Annotated in this window: 2 protein-coding genes; both read left to right on the top strand. The window is 42.9% G+C overall.

Features of this window, described 5'->3' with window-relative positions; all coding sequences use genetic code 11:
* The coding region (locus R7Z50_RS27135) for a transglycosylase SLT domain-containing protein (protein WP_318149704.1) at window positions 1–427 on the top strand (427 nt) is incomplete at its 5' end.
* 2 nt (window positions 428–429) lie between these two features.
* A partial coding sequence (locus tag R7Z50_RS27130; RefSeq protein WP_318149703.1) for a hypothetical protein occupies window positions 430–725 on the top strand: 296 nt, incomplete at its 3' end.

The following is a 725-nucleotide window of genomic DNA, read 5'->3' as shown; positions in this document are numbered from 1 at the left end:
AATCTCTAGCAAGCTAAACAATATACATCCTAAATACATACGTACAATCATGAGAAGCGAGAATGGTTGGCCAGGAGCTGACCAGAAAGCCAAGAACGGTTCTGGTGATTTAGGAATAATACAAGTTAACCCTAAGGTTTGGGATCAAGAGTTTCGTAAGCTTGGTGTGACTATAAACTGGGAAGACGTCAGAGATGATGTATGTGCAAATCTATTTATTGGTGGTGTCATTCTGGCCAGAAGATTAAACGCAACGAATGACATTTTTAAAGGCCTCGCTAACTACCATCGATATGCAACTTCAGACAATAAATATTTTCATTACTCGTACCGCCTGAAAGCAATGAAGCACTTTGCTGATATTGAATCTGAGTATGGTCGTTGGATTTCTCACCGAATACACGCAGTCAATAAACTAGGAGAATAGCCATGTGGGTCGCTATTGCAGAGAAGTCTTCTCAAGCTGAAAAGATCGCATCAGCTTTGAATCTTAGAAAGCAAGGTGGATTATATTCAGGCTTCTACAAAGGGCAAGAACTGATCCTTTGGTATGCCGCAGGTCACTTCCTCGAACTGTCTCCCCCTACAGAGCAAATACAGAACTTCAGTTGGAACGATCCACGTACTCACGAACGCATCCCTCGCAAGGTTCCTTATAAAGTTTGTCCGGACATACCAGCTCGTGACGGATACCCGGCAAGAAAACCAGGAGAGCGAATCCAATT

The sequence above is a fragment of the Vibrio sp. 1249-1 genome, from assembly GCF_033340495.1.
Note: the sequence above shows the minus strand (reverse complement) of the source record. Positions and strands in the feature narration are given on the sequence as shown.